Genomic DNA, 6,479 nt, shown 5'->3' with positions numbered 1-6,479 from the left:
GCCGCCGGCGGGGGCGGGCGCCGCAGCGGCCGGGGCCGTCGTCAGCTTGCAGCCGCCGCCGATCTGTTGGGCGGTGGCGCAAGGGTAGATCTGCTGAACCACGTTCTCGGCGTTCAGGCGGGCGATGACGCCGTCTGCCCCCTCGCACTTGGCTTCATAGAAGACGCCGTTGGCGTTCTGACCCATCAGGCGGGCCTCGGTGACGTTGCAGGGCGCGGCGGCCGATCCGGCCAGCAGCGTCTTCACATAGCCCGCGTTCTCGGCGGTGGTGGTGAAGTCGCACTTTCCGTTTTCGGCCAGAACCTGGATGCAGGGGGTCTTGGTCCAGGCGCCGGCTTCCTGCTTGATCCAGTATCCGGCGGCGTCCGAACAGCCGATTTCATAGACGATCGCGCCGGCGCCGGACTGGCCCAGAATCTTGGCCTGATCGACGGTGCAGGGCACGCCCGCCTGTTTGGCGTATTCGCGCAGGAACTTCTGCGTGTCGGTGTTGGCGGCGATGGTGCATTGGGGGCCGACGTCGGCCGCCGGATCGGCGGCGCGGCGCTGCTCGGCGGTGTGGGCCAGGATGATGCAGCTGGACGCCTCGGGCGGCGTCTTGGTTTCGACCATATAGCCCGGCGCGGCGCCGCAGGCGACTTCATAGACGGTGGTGCCGGCGGCCGTCTTGCCCAGCAGCTTGGCTTCGCTGACCTGACAGCCCGTCGTGGTCAGGGCCATCTGCTCCTGGGCGGCCGCCAGGATTTGCTCGGCGGTGGGGGCGGCCGGCGCACGTTCGCGACGGGGTTCGTTGTTTCGCCCTCTAATACGTGACGGCGTCACGGCTTGAGCAGGGGCTCTTACGCCGCTCTGTGTATCAGTCGAGTGTGTTCCGGCGTCTTGCGCCAGGGCAGGCGCAGCGACCGCCGCGCTGAACAGAAGCGCCGCGACGGCGGCGAGAAGACGGGATTTCATCGGGAGACACCTGGGTTCTGAAGACTGGCAGACTTCGTGACCGCCTATTGGGTCCGGGTCAAGGCGGCTGGACGCGACCGGCGGCGCCGGATTACAACTCGGCGCGTTGCGATAGGAGACGGACTTGGCGGGCGATGGCGCTGCGACTGTGGCGAGAGATGCGCGGGGGCTGACCTATCCGTTCGACGGCGCGCCCGCGCCGGGAAAGGCGGTGGAGGTCGCGCGCGGCGTGCTGTGGCTGCGGTTCGCCCTGCCGTTTCAACTGGATCATGTAAACGCCTATGCGCTGCGGGACGGCGAGGGCTGGGTGGTGATCGACACCGGACTGCGGACGCCAGACACCGTGGCGGCGTGGAAGGCGGCGATGGCGGGATCGCTGGAGGGGCGGCCGATCACGCGCCTGATCTGCACCCATATGCACCCCGACCATATCGGCCTAGCGGGCTGGCTGTGCGAGCGGTCGGGGGTGCCGCTGTGGATGTCGCGTCTGGAATATGTGACGGCCCGGATGCTGATGGCCGAGCAGGCCGGCGAGGCGCCCGAGGACGGGGCGCAGTTCTTCCGCGCCGCCGGCTGGACGGAAGATCAGATCGAAAAATGGCGCGGGGACTATGGCGGATTCGCCAAGGGCGTCGCGCCGATGCCGCGCAGCTATCGCCGCCTGTCCGAGGGCGATACGGTTCGGATCGGCGAGGACGACTGGACCGTGGTGATCGGGTCGGGTCACAGTCCCGAGCATGTCTGCCTGTGGCGGCGGTCGGACGACGTCATCCTGGCCGGAGATCAGATTCTGCCGCGGATATCGTCGAACGTTTCGGTCTGGCCGACCGAGCCGATGGCGGACCCGCTGGGCGACTGGATGGAGTCGTTGGACCGGTTGCGGGCGTTGATGCCTGAGGGCGCACTGATCCTGCCGGCGCACGGCGAGCCCTTTTATGGGGTTCACGCGCGTCTGGACGCGCTGAAGCGCGGGCACGAGACGGCGCTGAAACGGCTTGAGCGGACGTTGCGTCAACCGGCTAGGGTGATCGACGGCTTTCCGGCCGTGTTCGGTCGGGTAGTCGGCGACGGCGTTCTGGGCATGGCCACGGGCGAGGCCCAGGCGCATCTGAACTATCTGGAAAAGCGCGGCCGCGCCCGACGGACGCGCGACGAGAACGGCGTCGATTGGTGGACCGCCGTCGAACAGGACGAGGAAACGACGTGAGCGAACATATCCGCACCGAACTGGCCGATGGCGTCCTGACCGTGACGCTGAACCGGCCCGACAAGAAGAACGCCTTGACCCAGGCCATGTACACGGGCCTGGCCGAGGCCAGCGAAAGGGCCCGGACCGACGATGCGGTGCGGGCGCTGCTGTTCCGGGCGGAGGGCGACAGTTTCTGCGCCGGGAACGATATTCAGGATTTCATCAGCTTAGGATCGCAAACCCAGACGCCTTCCGACCTGCCGGTGTTCCGGTTCCTGAAGTCGCTGGCCGATCTGGACAAGCCGGCCGTGGCCGCCGCCAAGGGCCGGGCCGTGGGCGTGGGCATGACCATGCTGCTGAACTGCGACCTGGTGGTTCTGGCCGAGGACGCTCTGTTGTCCGTGCCCTTCGTCAATCTGGCCATCGCACCCGAGGCGGCGTCCAGCCTGTTGCTGCCGGCGGTGATCGGCCATCAGCGCGCCTTCGAGATGCTGGCTTTCGGCGAGGCTGTGGACGGGCGCACGGCCCTGGCCTGGGGCATGGCCAATCGGGCGGTTCCGGCCGATCAGGTCGATGCGACGGCGGCGGACCTTGCCGCGCAGGTCGCCGCAAGGGCGCCGAACTCCATCCGCAAGACCAAGCGGTTGATGCGCGATGCCGAGGCGCTGTGGGACCTGATGCAGCGCGAGGGCGAAGCCTTCGTGTCGCAGATGAAGAGCCCCGAGGCGATGGAGGCCTTCATGGCCTTCACCCAGAAGCGGGCGCCGGACTTCTCCAAGGTGGGCTGACCGTCGCAAGACTGCGCCTTGATTTGGCGCAGCTTTGCTTCTAGGTGCGCGCGCCAATGTCGCACGCCCTCGCCATGTCCCCGGCCGTCAGCCGTATCGAAGCCGAAACTCCGGCCGACGCCGAAGGCGTGGAGGCGCTGGTCATGGCCGCCTTCGGCCCGGGCCGGTTCGCCAAGACGGCCGAGCGCCTGCGCGAAGGGTCGGCGCCGTCCGCCGGTTTCGTGGCCCATGTGGATGGGCGGGTGATCGGCTCGGTGCGGCTGTGGCCCGTCACGATCGGGCCGACGCCGGCCCTGTTCCTGGGGCCCATCGCAGTGGACGCCGGACGGCGCAGCGACGGCCTGGGCGCCGAACTGGTCGCGGCCTGTCTGGATCATGCGCGGACCCTGGCCGGGCAGGTCGGCGGGGTGCTGCTGGTGGGCGACCGGGCCTATTTCGAACGTTTCGGCTTTATTCCCGCGCCTGAGGTGGTGCTGCCTGGGCCGGTGGATCGTCGGCGCATCCTTTGGATGGCGACAGGCGTCCTGACGGTATCCGGGGCGGTGGCCATCGGTCGATAAGGCTTTTGCGCTGGATCAAGGCGCTCCCCGCCGACCGCGCGCATCACGCCCCCGACGCCGAAGAGCGGCCGCATCAGGCGGCCTGGACGTCGGGGATAACCGAAGTGAAAGCCTATAAGTTCGCCATCATGGCCGCCATCGCCGCGGCCGCCGTCAGCACGCCGGTCCTGGCCCAAAGCGCCGCCGGGTCGAGCGCGGACGCCTGGACCACGCCGCGCGCCGGCGACTGGATCGTCAGCGGTCGCGTGACCGATGTCTTTTCTCAGGCGGACGACGCCATCACCACCGCCGCCGGCGCCGACAGCGGCCTGCACGTCGATGTGGGCGACAGCGTCATGCCGACCCTGGGCTTCACCTATTTCCTGACCGACCATCTGGCGATCGAGGCCATTCTGGGCGCCACCCAGCATGAGATCCGCGCCAAGGGCGGCGCCACGGATGTCGCGGTTCACGAAACCTGGGTCCTGCCGCCGGTGGTGACGCTGCAATACCGTCCGCTGACCGAAGGCCGCTTCAGCCCCTATGTCGGGGCCGGTGTGAACTACATGGTCTTCTTCGACGGCAAGGATAAGAACAACTTCAAGGTCAAGCTGGACGACGGCTTCGGCTACGCCCTGCAGGCGGGCGCCGATATCGGCGTGAAAGGGCCGTGGAGCCTGAACGTCGACGTCAAGAAGGTCTGGTTCAACACCGACGCCGACATCAACGACGGCGCGCTGAAAAGCGACGTGAACCTGGACCCCTGGGTCGTGTCCTTGGGCTTCGGTCGCAAGTTCTGATCCGTCGACCTCGAGGACCACAGGCGCGCTGGACAGGTGACGAACCGATCCGGCGCGCCTAAGTCTTGCGAATGGCGGACGAGGCATCAAAGACCGGGCTGAGCGCCCTGGCGCAAGCGGCGAAACAGGCTCCGGGACGCGGCATCCCGCCGGTTCATCTGTGGAACCCCCAGCATTGCGGGGAAATCGACATCGTCATCCGGCGCGACGGCGTGTGGATGCACGAGGGATCGCCCATCGGCCGCAAGGAACTGGTGCGGCTGTTCTCCACGGTCCTGCGCAAGGACCCTGACGGCTATCACCTGGTCACGCCGGTCGAGAAGATGAAGATCCGGGTCGAGGATCTGCCGTTTCGCGCCGTGGCGCTGGGGCGCGAGGGCGACGACCTGATCTTCACGACCGATGTGGGCGACGAGGTGCGGGCCGGTCCCGACGACCCCGTCGTGGTCGAGACCGATCCGGTGACGGGCGAGCCGGCGCCGCGCATCCATGTGCGCCGCGATCTGTGGGCGCGGATCGCGCGGCCGGTCTTCTACGAACTGGTGGAGATGGCCGAGGAGGTGGAAGGCCGGCTGATCGTGCGTTCGGGCGGTCAGGACTTTTCGCTGGGGGCGGTGGCGTGAGCCTGGACACGCTGAAGGCGCGGCTGAGCCGGAGGTTGGCGCCGATCGACAGCTGGCGGCCGGGGGTGAAGCCCGACCGATCCGACTATGACCTGAACCCCGGCAGCGCGCGGGCGGCGGGAGAACTGCGGCCTGCGGCGGTGTTGATCCCGGTGGTGGCCCGGCCCGAGGGGGCGACGGTGCTGCTGACGCGCCGGGCGGACGCCCTGGCGCGACACACCGGCCAGATCGCCTTTCCCGGCGGGCGGCTGGACCCCGGCGAGAACGCGGTTGAGGCGGCCCTGCGCGAGGCGGACGAGGAGGTGGCCCTGAAGCCGTCCGCCGTCCAGGTGCTGGGCCTGTCCGACGCCTATGAGACCGGAACCGGCTTTCTGGTGACGCCTGTGATCGGCTGGCTGGACGCGGCCCCGGTCGTCACGCCGTCGCCGGACGAAGTCGCCGAGGTGTTCGAGACGCCGTGGGATTTTCTGATGGATGCGGCCAACCACCGGCGCGACTTCTACGATCTGGACGAGGGGCTGCGGCGCTGGTTCTGGGCCATGCCGTGGGGTGAACGCTACATCTGGGGCGTGACGGCGGGCATTCTGAAAGGTCTGCACGCGCGGCTGTATGGCGACGAGCCCCGTCCGGTCGCCGCCGCCGACGAGGACGCGGCGTGAGCGTGTCGATGCGGGGCCAGCCGTGGCTGGAGGCGTCGGCGACCCGCACGGTGATGACGGCCCTGGAGACGGCGGGCGGGCCGGGCTGCGCGCGGTTCGTCGGCGGCTGCGTCAGGAACAGCCTGCTGGACCAGCCTGTCGACGACATCGACATCGCCACCCTACTGACGCCCGCCCAGACGATGGCCGCCCTGAAGGCCGCCGGGCTGAAGGCCGTGCCGACCGGGGTGGAGCACGGCACGGTGACGGGGGTGTCCGAGCGCCGACCCTATGAGATCACCACCCTGCGTCGCGATGTGGAGACCGACGGTCGGCGCGCCGTGGTCGCCTTCACCCAGGACTGGGCCGAGGATGCGGCGCGGCGCGATTTTCGCCTGAACGCCCTCTATGCGGATGCGGCGGGCCAGGTGTTCGATCCGACGGGGGGCGGCCTGGCCGATGCGGCGGCGGGGCGGATCGTCTTCGTCGGCGAGGCGGAGACGCGCATCCGTGAGGATTATCTGCGTATCCTTCGCTTTTTCCGGTTTTACGCCTGGTATGGACGGGGCGCGCCCGACGCTGATGGGCTGGCGGCCTGCGCGGCGCTGAAGACCGGCATGGATCAGCTGTCGGCCGAGCGGGTGTCCAAGGAACTGCTGAAACTGCTGGCCGCGCCCGATCCGCGACCGGCGGTGCAGGCGATGGCCGAGGCGGGGGTGCTGGAGCAGGTGCTGCCGCAGGTCCAGCCGCTGACGCTGTTTCAGGCCATCTGCGATCTGACGCCCGATCCTGTCCTGCGGCTGTCGGCCCTGCTGCCCGCCGAGGCGGCGGCGGTGGCGGACGTGGCGGCGGCGTTGCGCCTGTCGAACGCGCATCGGGATCGGTTGACGGCGGCGGTGGCGGACGGCCCCGTGGTCGCGCCGGACATGGGGGCCGTCCGGGCGCGGG

Annotated in this window: 8 protein-coding genes; 7 read left to right on the top strand and 1 reads right to left on the bottom strand. The window is 69.0% G+C overall.

Translation table 11 applies throughout. The features are described 5' to 3' along the window. The coding region (locus RTU05_RS16445; protein WP_312599407.1) for a hypothetical protein at positions 1–954 on the bottom strand (954 nt) is incomplete at its 3' end. Positions 955–1,078: 124 nt separating this feature from the next. On the opposite strand from RTU05_RS16445, the gene RTU05_RS16440 reads away from it, so the two are divergent. The 7 genes from RTU05_RS16440 to RTU05_RS16410 all read left to right on the top strand — a co-directional run. Further along, positions 1,079–2,161: an MBL fold metallo-hydrolase gene (locus tag RTU05_RS16440; RefSeq protein WP_312599406.1), complete on the top strand. Its 1,083-nt coding sequence runs from the start codon at positions 1,079–1,081 to the stop codon at positions 2,159–2,161. Further along, entirely contained in the window at positions 2,158–2,931 is a 774-nt protein-coding gene (locus RTU05_RS16435) for an enoyl-CoA hydratase (protein WP_312599405.1), read from the top strand. Before RTU05_RS16440 ends, RTU05_RS16435 begins: the two co-directional genes overlap by 4 nt. 74 nt (positions 2,932–3,005) lie before the next feature. Further along, positions 3,006–3,491: an N-acetyltransferase gene (locus tag RTU05_RS16430; RefSeq protein ID WP_312599404.1), complete on the top strand. Its 486-nt coding sequence runs from the start codon at positions 3,006–3,008 to the stop codon at positions 3,489–3,491. 128 nt (positions 3,492–3,619) lie between these two features. After that, on the top strand, positions 3,620–4,270 hold the full coding sequence (locus RTU05_RS16425) for an OmpW family outer membrane protein (RefSeq protein ID WP_312599403.1): 651 nt from the start codon (positions 3,620–3,622) through the stop codon (positions 4,268–4,270). Between the two features lie 71 nt (positions 4,271–4,341). Continuing rightward, complete coding sequence (locus RTU05_RS16420; RefSeq protein ID WP_312599402.1) at positions 4,342–4,893, top strand: DUF1285 domain-containing protein; 552 nt, start codon at positions 4,342–4,344, stop codon at positions 4,891–4,893. After that, positions 4,890–5,552, top strand: a complete 663-nt coding sequence (locus RTU05_RS16415) for a CoA pyrophosphatase (protein ID WP_312599401.1) — start codon at positions 4,890–4,892, stop codon at positions 5,550–5,552. Before RTU05_RS16420 ends, RTU05_RS16415 begins: the two co-directional genes overlap by 4 nt. Continuing rightward, positions 5,549–6,479, top strand: a 931-nt coding sequence (locus RTU05_RS16410; protein ID WP_409411642.1) for a CCA tRNA nucleotidyltransferase, incomplete at its 3' end; no start/stop codon positions are given. The genes RTU05_RS16415 and RTU05_RS16410, both read left to right, overlap by 4 nt.

Origin of the sequence: Brevundimonas sp., assembly GCF_032017145.1 — a bacterium.
In the GTDB taxonomy this organism is placed as follows: domain Bacteria; phylum Pseudomonadota; class Alphaproteobacteria; order Caulobacterales; family Caulobacteraceae; genus Brevundimonas.
The sequence above is the reverse complement of the archived record's forward strand: the minus strand, read 5'-3'. Positions and strand labels throughout refer to the sequence as shown.